General features: G+C 68.3%; 12 protein-coding genes. 7 read left to right on the plus strand and 5 right to left on the minus strand.

Annotated features, from left to right (window positions below; all coding sequences use genetic code 11):
• Positions 1-188 precede the first annotated feature (188 nt).
• Positions 189-1,316: a PP2C family protein-serine/threonine phosphatase gene (locus tag OHT51_RS41835; RefSeq protein ID WP_328884132.1), complete on the plus strand. Its 1,128-nt coding sequence runs from the start codon at positions 189-191 to the stop codon at positions 1,314-1,316.
• A 182-nt stretch (positions 1,317-1,498) separates the two neighbouring features.
• A complete protein-coding gene (locus OHT51_RS41840; protein ID WP_328884133.1) occupies positions 1,499-1,669 on the plus strand; it encodes a hydrophobic protein in 171 nt (56 codons plus the stop codon).
• 166 nt (positions 1,670-1,835) lie between these two features.
• On the opposite strand, the gene OHT51_RS41845 is transcribed toward OHT51_RS41840, so the two are convergent.
• Both OHT51_RS41845 and OHT51_RS41850 read right to left on the minus strand, forming a co-directional pair.
• A complete protein-coding gene (locus tag OHT51_RS41845) occupies positions 1,836-3,014 on the minus strand; it encodes a N(5)-(carboxyethyl)ornithine synthase (protein WP_328884134.1) in 1,179 nt (392 codons plus the stop codon).
• 331 nt (positions 3,015-3,345) lie between these two features.
• Entirely contained in the window at positions 3,346-3,483 is a 138-nt protein-coding gene (locus tag OHT51_RS41850; protein WP_328884135.1) for a hypothetical protein, read from the minus strand.
• Between the two features lie 196 nt (positions 3,484-3,679).
• Here OHT51_RS41850 and OHT51_RS41855 point away from each other — a divergent pair, with 196 nt between their 5' ends.
• Complete coding sequence (locus OHT51_RS41855; protein ID WP_328884136.1) at positions 3,680-4,546, plus strand: GNAT family N-acetyltransferase; 867 nt, start codon at positions 3,680-3,682, stop codon at positions 4,544-4,546.
• Between the two features lie 280 nt (positions 4,547-4,826).
• Here OHT51_RS41855 and OHT51_RS41860 read toward each other — a convergent pair whose 3' ends face one another.
• On the minus strand, positions 4,827-5,261 hold the full coding sequence (locus OHT51_RS41860) for a subtilase-type protease inhibitor (RefSeq protein WP_328884137.1): 435 nt from the start codon (positions 5,259-5,261) through the stop codon (positions 4,827-4,829).
• A gap of 771 nt (positions 5,262-6,032) precedes the next feature.
• Between OHT51_RS41860 and OHT51_RS41865 the strand changes: the two genes are divergently transcribed.
• Together OHT51_RS41865 and OHT51_RS41870 are read left to right on the plus strand one after the other, a co-directional pair.
• Entirely contained in the window at positions 6,033-6,800 is a 768-nt protein-coding gene (locus tag OHT51_RS41865; RefSeq protein WP_328884613.1) for an NPP1 family protein, read from the plus strand.
• Between the two features lie 478 nt (positions 6,801-7,278).
• The gene (locus OHT51_RS41870; protein WP_328884138.1) at positions 7,279-7,401 is read left to right on the plus strand and encodes a hypothetical protein; all 123 of its coding nucleotides are present in this window, start codon (positions 7,279-7,281) and stop codon (positions 7,399-7,401) included.
• Between the two features lie 514 nt (positions 7,402-7,915).
• On the opposite strand, the gene OHT51_RS41875 is transcribed toward OHT51_RS41870, so the two are convergent.
• Complete coding sequence (locus OHT51_RS41875; RefSeq protein ID WP_328884139.1) at positions 7,916-11,458, minus strand: SpoIIE family protein phosphatase; 3,543 nt, start codon at positions 11,456-11,458, stop codon at positions 7,916-7,918.
• A gap of 700 nt (positions 11,459-12,158) precedes the next feature.
• Between OHT51_RS41875 and OHT51_RS41880 the strand changes: the two genes are divergently transcribed.
• Complete coding sequence (locus tag OHT51_RS41880) at positions 12,159-12,695, plus strand: serine hydrolase domain-containing protein (RefSeq protein WP_328884614.1); 537 nt, start codon at positions 12,159-12,161, stop codon at positions 12,693-12,695.
• A 62-nt stretch (positions 12,696-12,757) separates the two neighbouring features.
• A complete protein-coding gene (locus OHT51_RS41885; protein ID WP_328884615.1) occupies positions 12,758-13,591 on the plus strand; it encodes a DUF4436 family protein in 834 nt (277 codons plus the stop codon).
• Positions 13,592-13,757: 166 nt separating this feature from the next.
• On the opposite strand, the gene OHT51_RS41890 is transcribed toward OHT51_RS41885, so the two are convergent.
• Complete coding sequence (locus OHT51_RS41890) at positions 13,758-16,535, minus strand: glycosyl hydrolase (RefSeq protein WP_328884140.1); 2,778 nt, start codon at positions 16,533-16,535, stop codon at positions 13,758-13,760.
• Between the last annotated feature and the right edge of the window lie 450 nt (positions 16,536-16,985).

Genomic DNA, 16,985 nt, shown 5'->3' on the forward strand with positions numbered 1-16,985 from the left:
TTTTTAACACTGGTGATCCCGAGCGGCCAGGCCCCGACTGATCCTCGCCTGGTCGGCCCAGGGAGTCCGGGCGGCCATGCGTTGCATGTCATCGCTCCTTCGGGCAGGGCCGTCCGCCGCAAAAGCCGGCGTGCGGTGCATGATTTTCTCCGCGCCCGATGCCCATTTAGGCCGATATGATGCACTTTGTGATCACGTCTGCACGGCTGAGGCGCCGCCGCCCCGCCTATAGCGGCCGATGGGAAGCTGCCCGGCTGTCACCCGTGGTCCTGACGGTCCTCATCGCCGTCCTGGCGTTCTCCACACCCCGGGAGATCGCCATCAGCCGCCTTCTGCCCGCCGCACCCGCCCTTGCCGCCGCGATGTGGCCCGTGCTGCCCACGGTCCTGTTGGGGGCGTTCTGCCTGCTGCTCATGACAGTCCTCAGCCTCTTCTACACCGATCTGGGGACGCAGTACACGTCGGCCGCAATCGTCGCGGTCACCTTGGCGGCCGCATACGGGAGTCATGTCCGACTTCAGCGAGAGGAAATACTCTTCCAAGTCCGGCTCGTCGCGGACGCGGCCCAGAAGGTGCTGCTGCGCCCGATGCCGCGCCGCATCGAGGACGTCGAGATCGAGTCGTTGTATCTGGCGGCCCAGGAACAGGCGCGGATCGGCGGCGACTTCTATGAAGCAATCGGTACACCGCACGGGGTCCGGCTGCTCATAGGTGACGTACGGGGTAAGGGCCTGTCCGCAGTGGGGGTGGCCTCGGCGGTGATCAGCTGCTTCAGGGAGGCCGCGTACGACGAGCCCGACCTGCTGGGCATCATCCGTCGCCTGGAGGCCACCGTCACGCGCCACAGTGCTGTGTTTCCGGCCCAGGACCAGCCCGAGCACTTTGCCACCGCGCTCCTCGCCGAGGTCCCGTCCGACGGCGGCGACATGCGACTTCTGAACTGCGGACATCCACCGCCGCTGATCGCGCATTGCGGGAAGGTCCGGGTCCTGGAGCCCGCCGTCCCCTCCCCGCCCCTCAACCTCGCAGCGCTTATCGGTGACCGCTACTGGGTCGACAGCGTCGCCTTCGCCCCGGGTGACCAGTTGCTGCTCTACACGGACGGCATATCGGAGGCCCGGGACCATGCCGGCCAGTTCTTTCCACTCCCGGACTGGATGCAGCGGCAGGGCCTGGAGCAGCCCCGCGAACTGCTCGTTCAGCTGCACCGAGCTCTGCTGCGGCACAGTGGCGGAAGGCTGGACGACGACATCGCTGCCCTCGCGCTGAGGCGCTCCGACGCACAGGATCGGGGAGCCGTCGGCGCAGAGGGCTGATGACGATGCTGGTCCGGTGCGGATTCGTGCGCCTGCGATCAGCCAAACTGCCCGTTCAGCACGGCACTGCCCGTTCAGCACGGCGTAGTCGAATTCCCCCACGTTGCGGAAATATGCATTCAACTATTTACGTGCATGAAGAGGGTTCTGCGGGGCACCTGATTGCGCGGAGGTTGATAATCATGGTTCCCCTGCTTCTCGTTCTGCTTCTCGCCCTGATCCTTTTCGGTGCCGGATTCGCTCTCAAGGCCCTGTGGTGGATCGCGGTCGTCGTCCTGGTGGTCTGGCTGCTGGGCTTCGTGGTCCGGCCGGCCGGTCATGGCGGCCGCAGGAGCCGCTGGTACCGCTGGTAAACAACGCCCAGCGCGAAGGACCCCGCCGAAGATCGCCGGCGGGGTCCTTCGGTATGTCAGCGCGGCGCACGTATCCACGGAATTCCACATCGGACTGTGACGGTCACTCGCAGATGCCGCCTTTCAGGCAGTTTCCGAGGCATCCCCGGGATGCCCCGCCGCGCCGCTACGGCCGCGATGCCGCCCGGGTCTCCTCGTGGGCATGCGGGTACTCCGCGGAGCGGTGCTGGAAGGCGAGCACCTTGGGGTTCTGGACAACGCCCTCGCGGATCTCGATGGCGTGCCGGATCGTGTCGTCGGCGTCCCAGCCGTCGGGGCCCTGGAGCACGGTGTCCAGATACGGCAGAAGGGCCTCGCTGTTCTCCCAGGTCGCGGAGTTCCACAGGTAGGAGGGGCTGTGGTCCACCCCGTAGTACCTGACCTGGTCGCCGACGGTGAACATCGGGTCGGTGAAGGTGGTGGGGCGAGCCCAGCCGAAGCCCATGCCCTCGTCGCAGGAGACGTCGATGACCAGGGTGCCGGGTGCCAGCTTGGGCAGGTCCTCGTCTATCAGGAACATCAGCGGCGCGTCGGTGTCCTGCAGCACGCAGTTGACGATGATGTTGTGTCCGGCGAGGAACTCGGCCAGCGGCTGCGGGCCGTCCTCGGTGAGGGCGACACTGCGTCGTGGGGCGAGCGTGTCGTCGGCCTTGTCGTGGTCGAAGTGGACGATCCGCGCGGAGTGGATGGGGGAGCTGACGGCGGTGACGCCACGCGCGGTGAGGACGTCGACGTCGTGCACGCCCAGTGCGCCGAGCGCGGTCACTGCGCCGCGGGCGGTCGCGCCGAAGCCGATGACGACCGCGCGCTGCCGTCGCCCGTAGTCGCCTGTCACGCCGGCCAGTTGCATGGCGTGCAGGACCGAGCAGTACCCGGCCAGCTCGTTGTTCTTGTGGAAGACATGCAGGTTGAAGGCGCCGCTGCGGGTCCAGTGGTTCATCGCCTCGAAGGCGATCAGGGTCAGCCGCCGGTCGATGGCGGCCTGGGTGACCTTCTCGTCCTGGACACAGTGGGGCCAGCCCCACAAAACCTGACCCTCGCGCAGTTCCTCCAGGTCTTGGTGGAGCGGTTTGGCCAGCAGGATGACATCGCAGTCGGCGATGAGTTCCTCGCGTGTGCGGAAGCCCGCGACGAGCGGGGCGAGCTGGCTGTCCGGGACGCCGAAGTACTCTCCGTAGTTTTCCTGGAGGTAGATGCGCTTGCGGAGACCGGCGTCGATGCGGTCGAAATGAGCGGGGTGAACGGGCAGACGATGCTCGTTTTCCTTGCGGGTCTGCGACATGATTCCGAGCGTGAGCTGCTGCAAAATGCCCCTTTGGTTGCTCCCTGTTTAGCACACCGGGGCAGCCCCGCAGCCGAATGCGCCAGGCGGGACCAGGGGCGGGCGCACGGGCGGGCGCCGCTTCCGGGCGACTCCGCGTGGCCCTGGGCGCTTCCGGGCAGCGGCATCGGTCTCTGCGGCGATCAGGTCGCGCGGCACTGGTGCGCACGGAGGTCGCCGACCGGACGTACCTGGGGACGGCGCGGCATCACCCCCGGTCGTGAAGGCGAACGGCCGCGGCTTCGGGCAGTTCTCGGTCGCCGGGCTGTTGGCGATGCGGGCTGTTTCACGTGGGTCCATAGGTACTCGACCGCGTTCAGCTCGGCGCGTAGGCAGGCAGGGTGACCACCGTCAGCCGGGCGCGTGCGTCGATCAGGTCGCGCATCTTGTGGGAAACGTAGGTGTTCAGGCGGCCCCACACGAGCAAGACCGGCGGCTTGAGCAGTTGCTGCACGTCGGGGCGTGCACTGGAGGCGCCTGAGACGGTTGCGTACGAGCGCGGCGAGTCGGTCGAAATCAACGCCGGCGAGGTTCGCGAGGGCTTCCTCGCCGGGACCGGACTCGCCATCGACATCCCGCCACCATCAGCTTGAAATGCCTGGTCAGTTAATCGGTTGCACGCCACCGAGACGGGGTGACTGATCCCGGCTATGACGATTGTGCTGAGGACGCCGACGGCCGACGGGGTGCGCGAGGCCAGTGCGGCGCTGCGGGAGTGGCAGCACGACGAGACGCCGATGCAGCTGCATCCCGGGGACATCAGCTGGAACTACAGGTTCGGAACGGCCGAGGCGGCCGCGGCGGTACGGACCTGGAGCCGGAACGGACGGATCCTCGCCGTCGGGATGCTGGATACGCCGACGCTCGTGCGCATGACGGTCGCTTCCGACGCCTTCCATGACGAGGACTTGGCGCGGCGACTCGTTGAGGACTTCTCGCTGCCCGAGCGCGGCGTACTGCCGGAAGGAGCGGTGTCCATCGAGGCGCCGCAGGGCCTGCTGCTCCACGACCTGTTGACCAAGGAGGGCTGGGGCGTCGACGAGCCGTGGACGCCGCTCTTCCGCGACCTCGCCGAAGCGGTGGAGGACCCCGGCCTGCGGATCAACGAGATCGGCCTGGAGCAGGCACAGGACTTCGCCGACGTCCTGCGGTCCGCGTTCAACACCACGAAGCCCACGCGCGAGTACCGGCACAAGATGTCCGCTGCACCGTTCTACGCCGACGCCCGCTGCCTCGGTGCTTACGACGACCAGGGCAACCCCGCGGCGGTGGTGACGGTCTGGTCGGCCGGCCCTGGGAAACCAGGACTGGTCGAGCCGATGGGCGTCCACACGGACCACCGCGGCCGCGGCTATGGCCGGGCGATCACCGTCGCGGGGGCGGCCGCACTGCGGGAGATGGGCTCGTCAAGCGTGCGCGTGTGCACGCCGAGCTCCAACGTCGGCGGCGTCGCCACGTACAAGGCGGCCGGGTTCGCGGCGAGGCCGGAGATCGCCGACCGGATCCGGAAGGCCTGACGTCGGTCTGCGGACCTTCTCACCATGCCGCAGCACCTCGAACGGCGACCGTGCGCGCCGGAGTCAGTAGGTGGCGACGGGGCGGGGACACCGAACGTGGGCGTCTCCCGCCCCGCCCGCGGGGAGATCCGAAGCCCTGTTGTCGGACCATGCGGCCTCGACCACCCTTCCCACGTGGGGGAGAGAGGCCCTTGTGGTGGATGTCGACACGGACTGGGGTGATGGCGACGCAGTACGACCAAAGGGCCCCGCTCGTGAGGCATCTACTGAGCTGTCGGGCTCAGAAGGCGAACGCCGAAGCCCCCTGCGTTTCCTTTATGCAGGAATTGGCGAAGGTGTGCTCGTAGTTCACCCGCGTACCGCGCCATACACCTTCAACGGTGACGACAATGGGGCGGTATTCCTTGGTGCAGGGCCGACCCGCCTCGTTTCCCCGGAGAGTGGCTAAGCGGTCGAGGTCCCCGTTCACGCGGTCCAGGTCCGCACAGGCTTGTCGCGGATCGGGGTGAGTTCCCGTAGTGGTGTACGCACAGTTCACGGTGACCGCGCGCTCCGGTGCTGTCATGGCGGCCTTCTCGCCGTGGCCGGTGGTCATGACCAGGGACGAGGGGGCGTACAGCGAGGCGGGGGCGCTGTGGGCGGGCTCGCTCAGGGGGCCTGCGAGGGTTGCGGTGAGCAGGGCTCCTGTCATGGCCCAGCGTGTCATCGGTTGCATGGTGTATCTCCTTTCTGTTTGCGGTGCTCAGTGCCTCCTAGTACCCGTCTCGTTGCGCCCGTCCCACGGCTAAGCAGCTGGAGCCCTTGCTGTCGTGGCAATTCAGACCAGATTGTGTATTCAATCAGTGGCTTGATTGGCTGACCACTCTTCACGGTTGAGGAGGTGAGCGGCTTTTCATTCGGTTCGTCGGTTGCAGGTGTGGCCGATGTGCTCGCGTGCGAAATGGCCTGAAATTGGAAAGGGCGCTTTCGGCCCGGTGCTCGCGCGCCGGCTCGAGCCGTCTCGGACGGGGGCTGGCGCGAGTTCCGCTCTGTGATGGTGTATGAGGCATCTGGTGCGGGCGGGAAGTGATCGCGACCCGGTCAACCGCTTCTTCCCGACCTCCAAGCGCACTCGTGCGTGCTGGTGTTGATGGGGATGCGGCTGGACGGCTCCAAAGAGCGTTCCAGCCGGCCGAGGGGTTGGGTGAGTCGGCCGAGTCGTGGGCGGAACGCCCTATCTAAGTCCGACCAGCCCAGCGCGGAGAGGTCGATGCAGCCGCGCACGCCACTGCCGTGGCGGGGGCCTCACCGAATCGCCCAGGGCGTTCCGTTGGCTGACACGCTCGGACTTGGTGCGGCCTGCCGGTTGTGGAGGTCCTGGCGTGTGCCGGACTCGACTCCCCGGATTTTGCTCTCCCCCTCTTGGCGTTGAGCCCTGCCACCAGGAGTCTGTGGTGGACACGTCAAGGTGGCGTGGATGTAAAACCGTGGCTTGCTGGAGGACTTGGTGCTGAAGAGCGCACGGATCCGAAAAGTTCCGGTGATCGTTGCGGGTGCTTTTGCCTTGGTGTTCGCGGTTCCGGACGTTGCTTTCGCGGCGCCGCCGCCAGCTCTACCGGCCAACGCGGACGCCCTCGACCGCGCTTTCCAGCCCGGGTACGACTACGACAGTGACGGCTGTTACGCGGTGCCCGCGATGGGCCCCGATGGCTCCATCAACGGCGGGCTGAAGACCACCGGGTCCCTCAGCGGGAGCTGCCGGGATGCATCAGACCTTCTCAACACCAATGGGTATTCGCGCTCCAAGTGCAACAACGGCTGGTGCGCCATCGTGTACGCCTCGTATTTCGAGAAGGACCAGGCCATCCCGGGCTGGGACCCATTCGGGCACCGGCACGACTGGGAGCACGTGGTGGTGTGGGTGCAGGACAACGAGGCGAAGTACGTCGCCACCTCAGCCCACGGGGACTTCGACATCTACCCACGCGACAGGATCCGCTGGGACGGCACCCACCCCAAGGTCGTCTACCACAAGGACGGCGTGTCCACTCACTGCTTCAGACCCGCCAGCTCCCAGGACGAGCCGCCGGAAAACCAGCAGCACACCTGGCAGTACCCCGCCCTGATCGGCTGGAACGGCTACCCGGCCGGCCTGCGCGACAAGCTGGCCGCCGCGGACTTTGGCAGCGCCCACTTCGGGCTCAAGGACGGCAGCTTCGAAAGCAACATCGCCGAGGCGAAGCCCTCGGGGATCCCGTTCGACCCCTACGCGTGAGGTCTCGGGTGCTGGACTTCGTCAACCTTCGGCATTCTGACCGTCAGGAACGGCCTGGCGGCTGGAGCTTGTCCCACAACGATGCGCAAGAAGTTGCAGCAGAGCGGGGCGAGAGCGGTGACGAAGCCGGTCAGGGCGGTGAATCCGTCCTGCCGCAGGCCGATGCGTGGGTTGACATGGTGGGGCAGCGCCGGGGCGGGGTGGATGGTGGAGATCTGGACGTGGTCGGCGACTTGCAATGGACTCCGTCCGGCCGCTCTCGCATCAGGTTGTCGCTGAAGTCGACGAACTGCAGAGGCGGGAGGCTGAGGACGGGGCCGATCCACTGGTTGGCATCGCCCGTCCAGCCGCTCGCCCAGCACAGATCGAAGATGAGGGTCAGCAGGGCCTTGCCGTGTCTGGGATTCAGCCACATCGTCTCCGGCCGCCTGTACGACCGCGTCCTGACGGTAGCGCCCAAGGCCAACGGCAGGCCCGGATGCGCTTCCTGGGATGCTGGCTTGACCGTACGTCCCTGGAGGAGCGCTGGGGCAGGCCGGAGACTGTCCGCGACAGCCTCGCCGATGTGATGACCCAGCCGTTCGTGGTGCGCGGCGCCTGACAACTCGGCCGTGAATCGCGGACGACGACTCGTGAATCCTCGTGAAAATCCCTGATGCCGCCCTGGCCCGAGCGGTCGCCGGGCCCGGGCCAATGGACGACCGGCTGTACCTTGGTCAGCCGCCGTCGGGCGTGAGGTCACCACGCGCCGGACTGGGCACTCAGGATCTACGGCGTGGACGCCTTGGTGAGTACTAGGGCAGGCGGCTGATCCGGATCGTCCTGGAAGTACACCGACTTCGGGCCTTCGGCCAGAGCTGGACGCCACCGGTCCTGCCTAGTCCGCCGCCCTCTACGACCGTCAGGTATATGAAGTCGCTGGCCGCTTGGCTGTCAACGAACTCCCGTCGGCCATTGAAATTCGCCGGAGCCGGAGGACCTGTCTGTCGATACTTCGGTGGCGGAGTACGTTCCGTCGGAGTCAAGTCCGAGTCCGTAAGCACCTTGAGGTGAGTACCGCAGAAGTGGTCAGTGCGGAGACGAGCCACGGTCCGCCTGTCCCCCTGATCATCACTTCAGTCGGCCTCGGGGGCGCGGGTTGGAGACGATGGTTCGGCGGTGGCGGCGAGGAGGGCGGTGTCGTCGTCGACCCGGTCGGGGGTGTTCAGCAGTTCCAGGGCTCGTTCGGTGATCTGCTGGGGGTCGGTGCGGGCGGCGGCGGGCAGCGTGCCGCAGGTCTCGCGCAGGGCCTCCATGCAGCCGTCCAAGGACAGTGACCGGTTCTCCACCAGGCCGTCGGTGTACATCAGCAGGCTGGTGTTGGGCGGGAACGCCACCTCGCGGTCGACCGGCGTGCTGCCCAGTCCCAGCGGCAGCGCCGGGGGCAGGTCCAGATAGACGGTGTCGGTGGCCATCAGCAGGGGCGGCAGGTGCCCGCTGGCTGCGTAGCGCAGGCGGTGGCGGTGTGGGTCGTAGACCGCGTACAGGCAGGTGGCGAAGCGTTCGGTGGTGAGCGATTGCATGTAGGCGTCCAGCCTGGCCAGTACCTGGGCCGGGCCGGCGCCCTCCATCGCGAGGCTGTGCAGGGCGGAGCGGAGTTGGCCCATCACGATGGCGGCTTCCACGTCGTGGCCCATGACGTCGCCGATGGCCAGCCCCACGGCACCGTCGGGCAGGGCGAGCACGTCGTACCAGTCGCCGCCGACCTCGGCGCCGCGGTTGCTGGCCCTGTAGTGGGCGGCCAGGCGCATCCCCGGCACCTGGGGCAGGCTGTGGGGCAGCAGCGCGCTCTGCAGGGTCAGGGCGAGGCGGCGCTCGTTGTGGTATCGGGCTGCGTTGTCGTAGGCCAGGGCCAGGCGGTGGGCGAGGTTCTCCAGATATTTGTGTTCGACCGCGGAGTAGTCGGTGTTCCGGACCAGTACCAGGGCCCCCAGTGTCTGGTCGTGGGCGTGCAGCGGCAGGGCCAGTACGGATGCGGGCGGCGGGTGCGGGTCGGCTGGGGCCTGGGCGGTGCCGTTGATCGCGTGCGTGGCGGCGGTGGCCAGGGTCTCGCGGGCAAGAAGGGGCGCGCCGGCGATGTATGCCGGAGGCGACTGTGCCGGGGCGTGTTTTGCGGTGGTGAGGTGGATGCTGATCTGGTCGGCGAAGTCGGGCACCAGGATCTGGCCCACCGTTTGAAGTATCTGGTCCGGGTCGAGGGTGGCGGACAGCCGCAGGCCCGCGTCGGCCAGCGAGCCCAGTACGGCCAGTTGGTTACGGGTCTCAATCAGGACCTGTTCACGCAGCCGGGACAGTTCCAAGCCGGTGCGGACGCGCGCCAGCAACTGGCGCGCGGAGAAGGGTTTGGCCAGGTAGTCGTCGGCACCGGCCTGTCGGCCCCGCACGGATTCCTCCTCGCCGGCGCGGGCGGTGAGCAGGACGATGGGCAGGCGGGCGGTGCGCGGGTCGGCGCGTAGCGCCCGGACCAGCTCGAAGCCGTCCATGCGGGGCATCATCACGTCGCTGAGTACCAGCTCCACCGGCTGCGCCAAGGCCAGCTCCAGGGCGGCCCGGCCGTCGGCGGCGAGCAGTACGTCGTAGTCGGGCTCCAGAAGCTGGGTGAGGTAGGCGCGCATGTCGGCGTTGTCGTCGACGACCAGCAGGCGGGCCCGGCGGGGGCCGTCGGTTTCGTGCGGCCCTGGGGCGTGGAGGGCATCGCGGGCCGCGGGGGCGGGCGGCGTGCGTGCCCCTGGGGGCGCCGCGGCGGGGACGGGGTCAGCCGTCAGCCAGCCCAGCGCCTCGTCCACATAGGCCGTGACGCGGCCGGACCGGCTGCCTCCGCCATCCCCGGGGCCATCCCTAAGGGTTTCCCCGGAGGAACCGGCGTCGGCCGGGGGCGGGGCCGGGTGGGACCGGTGGGCTGCGGCGAACGGGAGGTCCACGGTGACGCTGGTGCCCTGTCCGAGCCGGCTTTCCACGCTGACGGTGCCGCCGTGCGCTTCCACCAGGTCCTTCACGAGCACCAGGCCGAGGCCGCTGCCCTCGTGGGAGCGGGAGCGGGCGCCGCGGACCCGGTAGAAGCGCTCGAACAGGCGCGGCAGCTCGTCCGCGGGGATGCCGGTGCCGGTGTCGGTCACGGTCAGCCGGGCGCGGTCGCCGGCCGCGGTCACCTGCACCTGGGCGCCTCCGGTGAAGGTGAACTTCAGGGCGTTGCTGAGAAGGTTGAGGATGATCTTCTCCCACATCTCCCGGTCCAGGTACACCGGCTTGGACAGCGGCGGGGAGTCCACATCCAGCGTCAGCCCGGCCGCCTCGAAGGCAGAGCGGAACACCCCGGCCAGCTCGGCCGTGGCACCGGCGAGGTCGACCGGCTCGAGGGCCGGACGTATCTGCCCGGCATCGGCCCTGGCGACCTCCAGGAGGGTGTTGACCTGCTTCAGCAGGCGCAGGGCACCGCGCTCGGCCAGTTCCAGCTGCTCGCGCCGCCCGGGCCGGTCCTCGTCGGCCAGGGCCTGCTGAAGCGGGCCCAGGAGCAGGGTGAGCGGTGTGCGCAACTCGTGACTGACGTTGGCGAAGAAGGTGGTCTTGGCCCGGTCCAGCTCGGCCAGCGCCTCCGCCCGCCGGCGCTGCTCGTCGTGGGCGTGTGCGCCCGTGAGCGCCCCGGCCACGGCGGCGGCGAGCACCTCCAAAAAGTCCCGGTAGGTCCCGGCAGGCGGGAAGCAGGGATTTATGCCCACGACCAATACGCCGCCCACCTGGCCCGCGCTGTCCAGCGACAGAGCCAGCGCCTCCTCGACCGGAAGCCGGGAGGCCGCGGCGTGCCGGCCTGCGGTGTTGCCGCCGGTGAGCGCGGCGGCCGACAGCGTGGCAGGGGCACCGTCGGCGACAACCTGCGCCAGCCGAGCCGCGACCTCCGATCCGCCGGCCGCATTCAACGAGACGGCCTCGGGGGCCTGCTGGAGCCCGGTGGAGGCCGCCGGATGCAGCATGCCCGGCTCGGAGGCCAGGTACAGGCTCAGGAACGGGATCTCCTCGGGATAGGAGCCCAGCACCTCCGCGACGACGCGGGCGACTTCGTCCGGAGTGAGCAGCCCGGCGGTGCGGGCGCCGGTCTCGCTCAGCAGGCGCAGCCGGCGCTCGCCCAGTACCCGGCCGGTGGTCTCGGTGATGATCTGCAGCACGCCGCCGGAGGTGCCGTCCTCCAGCAGCACGGGCTGGAAGGAGGAGTCGAAGTAGCACTGTTCCGGAAAGCCGTGGCGCTCCATGATGAGCGGCTCATCGGGGATCAACAGGGATTTGCGGGTGTCGGTCACATAGTGGAAGTGGGCGCTCACGGGGTGGGCCCAGACCTCGGGGAACACGTCCTTGTAGGGCCGGCCGAGGGCCCAGGGATGCTTGGCGCCGACAATGGGTGAGGAGCCCAGGTTGTACAGCGTGGCAAATTCAGCGCCCCAGTACAGAGCCATCCCGTGCTCCGAGGTAAGCATCAGTCGCAGGGTGTCCACCAGGGGCCCCGGCCAGGACTCCGGGGGCCCGAGCGGCGTCGCCGCCCACTCGATCCCGGCCAGCAGCTCGCCGAAGGCGCCGGCCTCGGCGAACATCCGGGCCGCCGCGGTGCTCGGGTCATCAGGCCGGGTCATCGAAAAATCTTCCTCCTGGCGCCTATGTGCTTCGCCCGCGCCCTCCCAGCGCTGCCGACAGCCGCTCACTGCGGATCATCCGTGCAGATCGGACGCCAGATCCGACGGTTCTGGCTGCACTGCTGTCGAAATTGCTCTATCAAAATAGCCCAAACTACGATTTGTATAAGAAGTGTAAACTTTCGCGTTCCGCAACGCCGGGGCCCAGCCCCCGCCAGACGCTTCTCTCAGGGCAGCGAGGAGATCGGCACCCTGGACCGGCACCCGGCCCTGCTCGCGTTCGATCTCAACGCGGTGGACAGGAGGTCGCTGCGCTCCGGCGGGGTGACTCAGCCGTATGTCCGAGGCAGGCGGCGCGCGCTTCGTTGCCGCCACGTCGTCCGCATGCACGTCCTCGGACCACCCCGTAGCGTGGATTACGTGCGTTCCGCCAACACCGCCTCGGCGTCGCCCGGGAGGTCCCGTGGCTATCGGTAGGGAACGGGATCACATGGCAGAGCGCAGCTTCCGCATCGGGGCGCCGGCTGCCAGGGCGTCCTGGTCCTTCTGGCAACTCGGCCCGGTGCCGACGGGCGCCGCATCACGGCACACCGGTAGCGGCGCGTCCGCAGCGGACTTGATGACCTCAACCTTCCGAGTTCGAGATGGCACTGAGACGACCGCGTTCAGGTGGCGAAAGCAGGTGGTGTCCGTGAATCGGATGGCCTCGTTGTGTCCCGCCGAGGGCGCCACGGCTGTGCTCGAACTGCCCCGTGTCGTGAACCCGCAGGCCTACGCGAGCGGCGACGACCGGTCAACGCGCAGCGCGGAGGTTCTCCAGAAGCCGGTGCCTTCCCAGGGCGGCCCGGGCTGTGCGGCAGTTGCCGACGTACAGGGAAGCGTTGTCGGGGAGGCGGGGAGTGGAAAAGCCGACCTGACGACAGGGCGCGCCGTGACCTCGAAGACCGCCTTCGACATGGCCTCCAACTCCAGACAATTCACCTCAGACACGGTTCTGTTGCTGGCGGGACGGCACCAACTCGCGCTGAACGACCCCCTGTCCAACTACCTCGACAACCGTCCAGCCTGGGCGCGGGACGTCACGCTGGGCGACCTTTTGCGCCACACGAGCGGCATTCCCGGCTACCAGGATCTGCTGGAGGCCAAGGGCATCGAGCTGACGTATCCGGCCGGCCAGGCGGACCCACCCGACAACTTCCGTGCGGCAAGCCAACTGCTGGACATCTGGACCAAGTGATGCGTCAGGGCCGTCCGGCACCTGCCGAATCGCCTCGCCCGCGACGCTTCGGAAGGTCCATCCTGCCCGTGCTCATCCTCATCGCCTTCTTGATCGTGGCGGCGGTGGCCGTTGGCTCGTGGCTGCAGTTCACCGAGCGGCAGGCGGTCGACACGGTGCACACCGTCGGATCCTCGGCCGCCGACCGGGTGGATGTCGAGGCCGTCGTCCAAAGCGTCGACGCCGCGGGCAGGGAGCTGGTACTGCGGGTCTGGGTGACCCCGCGCGGGACCCTCGGCGAGGCGAACGGGGCGGCCCCGGTGGCCGATCTCAGCCTTCAGACCTCGGGGGCGACCGTCAACGACCTGGAGTTCGCGGCGCATGAGCGGCTCGCGACGAGCGACGTGCACGTTGCACTCACAGGCGGATCGATCAGTGACTACCCGTTCGACACCTACGAGACCGACATCGCGTTCCGGGCGCAGCTGGGCGGCAAGCAGGTTCCGGTACGGATGCTGTTCTCCAACGCCGACACGCTCTTCTCGGTCTCCGCGGAACCTGCGCCCTCCCGACAGGACGCCGTGGTGGCGCTGGAGCTGGCGCGATCGGGCAGCCTGCTCGTCTTCGCGGTCTTCATGATGGTGGTGATGTGGGCGCTGGCGGCGGCCGTGCTCATCGGGGCCTGGTACCTGACGACCAGCAGCGAGGGCGTGGTCTGGCCCGGCTTCGCCTGGATGGCCGCCACCCTGTTCGCCCTCGCCGCGTTCCGTAACACCGCCCCTGGCACCCCCCCGATCGGCTGTGTGCTGGACTGGTTCGCCTTCCTGTGGGCCGAAACCATCATCGCCCTCTGCCTGATCACCGTGGTCATCACCGGCGTCAACAAGGCACTCCACCGGGACGCGCCGCCCACGTAGTGGCTCCGCCGCCCGATGGAGTCGGTCCGGAGCCGACGCAGCGAGTCCTCGACCGCGCGGATGATCCAGCGGCGGGAGGTGCCGAGCGGGTGTGATCACTGCACGGAGATGTCAGTGCGGCGGGCAACGGTCTAGCGCCGTTGCCCGCCGCATGCCTCTCGCCGGATCAGCTGTACGGGATCACCAACACCGACTTGTCCGTGCCCGTCTGCAGTTTTGAGGCGCCGTTGCCGATGGCGCTCCAAACTTCGAGACGTACGGTGCCGCCCCTGAGGGTGCCCGGTGTGCCCGTGGACGCCTTGAGACCTCGTGCCTGCGTGTACTCCTCCCACCCGGCGACCGGGTCGGTGGCGAAGTAGTTGTACGTCTCGGTCCGGTCGAACGTGCCGTCACCGGTGAGGTCGTAGCTGACCCGCGCCTGTTGGCCGAGACCGACCGTGGTGCCGGCGTCCACCTGGAGCCGGAACGTGGTTCCGACGCCCGGGGTGAGCGTGCCGTTGACTCCGCGGACCTCGTAGACGAGGGGCTGGTGCGGGGTGCCGTCGTGGTTGGCGCCGCCGGCGGAGGCGATCGTGTCGCTGCCCAAGGTGCCATCGGTCGCTGTGGTCAGGACACCACCGCTGCGCAGCTGGAAGGTGTTCCCGGTCGGCGGATCGGGGTCGGGGTCCGGGTCCTGCGACCCCGACCCGGTGCCGGTCGCGGTGGAACGAGCCGGCACGGCAAGGGTTTTGCCGTCCGAGAAGGTGACGGTTCGGGCCGACGATCCGTGGTTGTGGGCGACGTACGTGCGTGTCGTCCCCTTGGTGAGGACGGCGGATGTGGGGATGTCGCCGGTCACTGTTGCGTCCGGGGCGCCGAGCGCGTCGAGGGTGTTGATCCAGTGGTAGGTGTGTGCCTTGGACTCTCCCTGCTCCGGGGTGTATCCGGCGTTGCCCGCGTCCCACTTCGCCTTGGCCGTGCCCGGGTCGGCCATGGCCTGGAACTCCCAGAGGATGTCGCGCCATTCGACGGCCGGGCCCCCGTTCTCGCGCTCCATCTCGGCGATGTTGCGCCGTATGGCGGCCTTCTCACCGCCGAGATGGAGAGAGCCGCCCGTGACGGGCAGGACATTGATGCCGTGGATCTCCTCGGGGTTGGCCGTCCACCAGGTGGCGTAGGCGGCGCCGCTGCCCCAGACCATGCCTGCCGTGTCATGCCCGAACGAGGAGGGGAAGACCTGCTCGTCGGCGTCGAACCAGTACTGGGCGATCGATTCCGACTCGGTGGTGAGCAAGTAGGTGCCGAGGTCACGCAGCGAGGTGTCGCCGGTGGCGGAGCCCCAGAGGACGAGGGCTGCGCTGAGGTTGGTGGACTCGGAGGAGGACTCCTGGTTGTTGCCGGCCGCGAAGCCCTGGTGGCCGGATGCCCAGCTGTGGCCGGCATAGACGTCGAAGCCGCGCAGGAAGGGGAAGGAACCGTCGGAGCGGCTGGGGTTGGCGGTGTCCCGCACGAGGGTCTTGACCATGCCGCCCCATGCGGAGTCGGCGGCCCATCCCTGGTCGTACTGAGCGACGATAGCCGCCGCGTAGACGTAGTAGCTGTAGTGGAAGTGGTGGTCGTTGAGCTCGGTGTCGCTGCCGTAGGACGCGGGATAGCCGGTGAGGGTCTTCCAGTCCTTGTCGTAGCTGAACTCGTTGGCGCCGCCCGCCGTGAACCACTCCTGGAGCTTGCCCTTCATCAGGCCGAGAAGCCTGTCGCGGATGCCGGTCTCACCGATCTGCTCGGCCACCGGAACGAGTTGGGCGAGGCGGCCGAGGGCTTTACCCGTCCAGTAGGTGTCCGTGGCCCCGGAGAAGGGGTCGGCAGCATTCACGACCTCGTTCAGGTATCCGCGTAGCCGGGCGGCGTCCACACCGTTCGACTTCGGCAGCGCGGGCAGGACCGCCGCCGCCTTCTGGCTCGTGGTGAACGAGGCCGACTCGCGGACCTTCATGGTTCCGCGCGGTGAGACGTACGTGTAGGAGGTGAGGGCGTCCGTGGTGTTCAGCCACTGGTGGCGGTAGAGCGCCTGGAGTGCGCCGCGCTCGGTGCCTTCCTTCGCCTCCGTGGTGAGGGTGTAGGTGGCTTTCACCGTGCCACCGGTGTAGTTCCAGGTCACCTTGGAGTCGGTGACGAAGCTGTAGGCGTACTTCTTGAAGGTCGCCAGCGCGTCGGTGTTCGGCAGTACGGCGACGGAGAAGTAGTCCTTGGAGCCGAGACCGGCGGTGATGGTGGAGCCCGCGACGTTCCAGTCGCTGCCGGTCGGCGCGAAGAGGGCGTAGTGGTGCCCGCCGACGGTGATGCCGAGGACGTTGGTCTGGTCGGCGAAGACGGTGGGCGCACCGGCGGTGGTGATCTGGGCGTTGCCGCCGGAGCCCTTCGCGTATACGAACGGGGAGCCGTGGCCGATGGTGGTGCGCAGGGTGCGGGCACCGTCGGACCACAGGGGAGTGACCGTCCAGTCGGACCAGTCGTCTGCCTTGGTGTCGGGGGAGTTGAGGCCGGTCAGTCCGATGGTGAGGTCGCGCTTGTGGGCGTACTCGTACTGTCGGCCGTCACCGACGATCGCGGGCGACGTCGGGTAGCCGACGTCGAGCCCGCCGGCCGTGGCCTGGTACGTGAGGGGATGCCCGTACATGGGGGTCGACCAGGGGTTGTCGCCGTAGCGCTGGAAGGCGAGGGAGGACCACCAGTCGTTGGTGGGCAAGGGCCGGTTCCGGGCGGCGGTGGTCAGCTTGGGTGTGACGGGTGTTCCTGTGTTGGTCGTAGGGCCCGACGTGCCGGCGGGCCGGGTCTCGGAGTAGCTGCCGGAGCCTACGGGAACGGTAGCCGCGGCCGCCGGTACGGCGGCCGGGACCAAGCCGACGACGGCGAGCGCTGAGGCCAGCAGCAGTATGACGGCCGGTCTGGTGCGTGGGGATGGCATGCGGCACCTCAAGTCTTCACAGAAGAGGAGTCTGAGAGCGCTCTCAGATGGCCGGAACGTAAAGCCTCTGTAATGCACGTGTCAATGCATTGAACGCGCCTGGGAGTTGACGACGAACCAAGTCCGTTATGTCTTCGTCCCTTGATGATGTAGCTCGGTGAAGCTCGGTGTAGCCGGCTCCCGGCGGGCGCGGACCAGCGCTGCGGCTGGAAGTTCCGTTGCGGCGGTCGGTCCGGCTGAATGTCCCGTGCCTGTGACCAGGGTTGCCGCCGTCCGACTCCGCGCGGCGGAACGTTCCCAGGCGCACGACCGCGTCGGTCACCGACGCGGCGTAGGAGACGACTGCCTGGTGCAGTTGCTGTTTGTCCGCGCTCAGCCGCTCCACCTCAACCCGCCGATTGCTGTCTGCGGCGGGGGCGGGGTGGTGGGTGGGGGGGCTGGTCAGAGCGA

It is taken from the genome of Streptomyces sp. NBC_00299 (assembly GCF_036173045.1).
Lineage (GTDB): Bacteria > Actinomycetota > Actinomycetes > Streptomycetales > Streptomycetaceae > Streptomyces > Streptomyces machairae.

Excerpts from the sequence above, each read along its gene's own strand:
- OHT51_RS41840 (WP_328884133.1), top strand. The coding sequence starts at position 1,499 with ATGGTTCCCCTGCTTCTCGTTCTGCTTCTCGCCCTGATCCTTTTCGGT.
- OHT51_RS41855 (WP_328884136.1), top strand. The coding sequence starts at position 3,680 with ATGACGATTGTGCTGAGGACGCCGACGGCCGACGGGGTGCGCGAGGCC.
- OHT51_RS41860 (WP_328884137.1), bottom strand. The coding sequence starts at position 5,261 with ATGCAACCGATGACACGCTGGGCCATGACAGGAGCCCTGCTCACCGCA.
- OHT51_RS41870 (WP_328884138.1), top strand. The coding sequence starts at position 7,279 with ATGCGCTTCCTGGGATGCTGGCTTGACCGTACGTCCCTGGAGGAGCGC.
- OHT51_RS41875 (WP_328884139.1), bottom strand. The coding sequence starts at position 11,458 with ATGACCCGGCCTGATGACCCGAGCACCGCGGCGGCCCGGATGTTCGCC.
- OHT51_RS41880 (WP_328884614.1), top strand. The coding sequence starts at position 12,159 with ATGGCCTCGTTGTGTCCCGCCGAGGGCGCCACGGCTGTGCTCGAACTG.
- OHT51_RS41890 (WP_328884140.1), bottom strand. The coding sequence starts at position 16,535 with ATGCCATCCCCACGCACCAGACCGGCCGTCATACTGCTGCTGGCCTCA.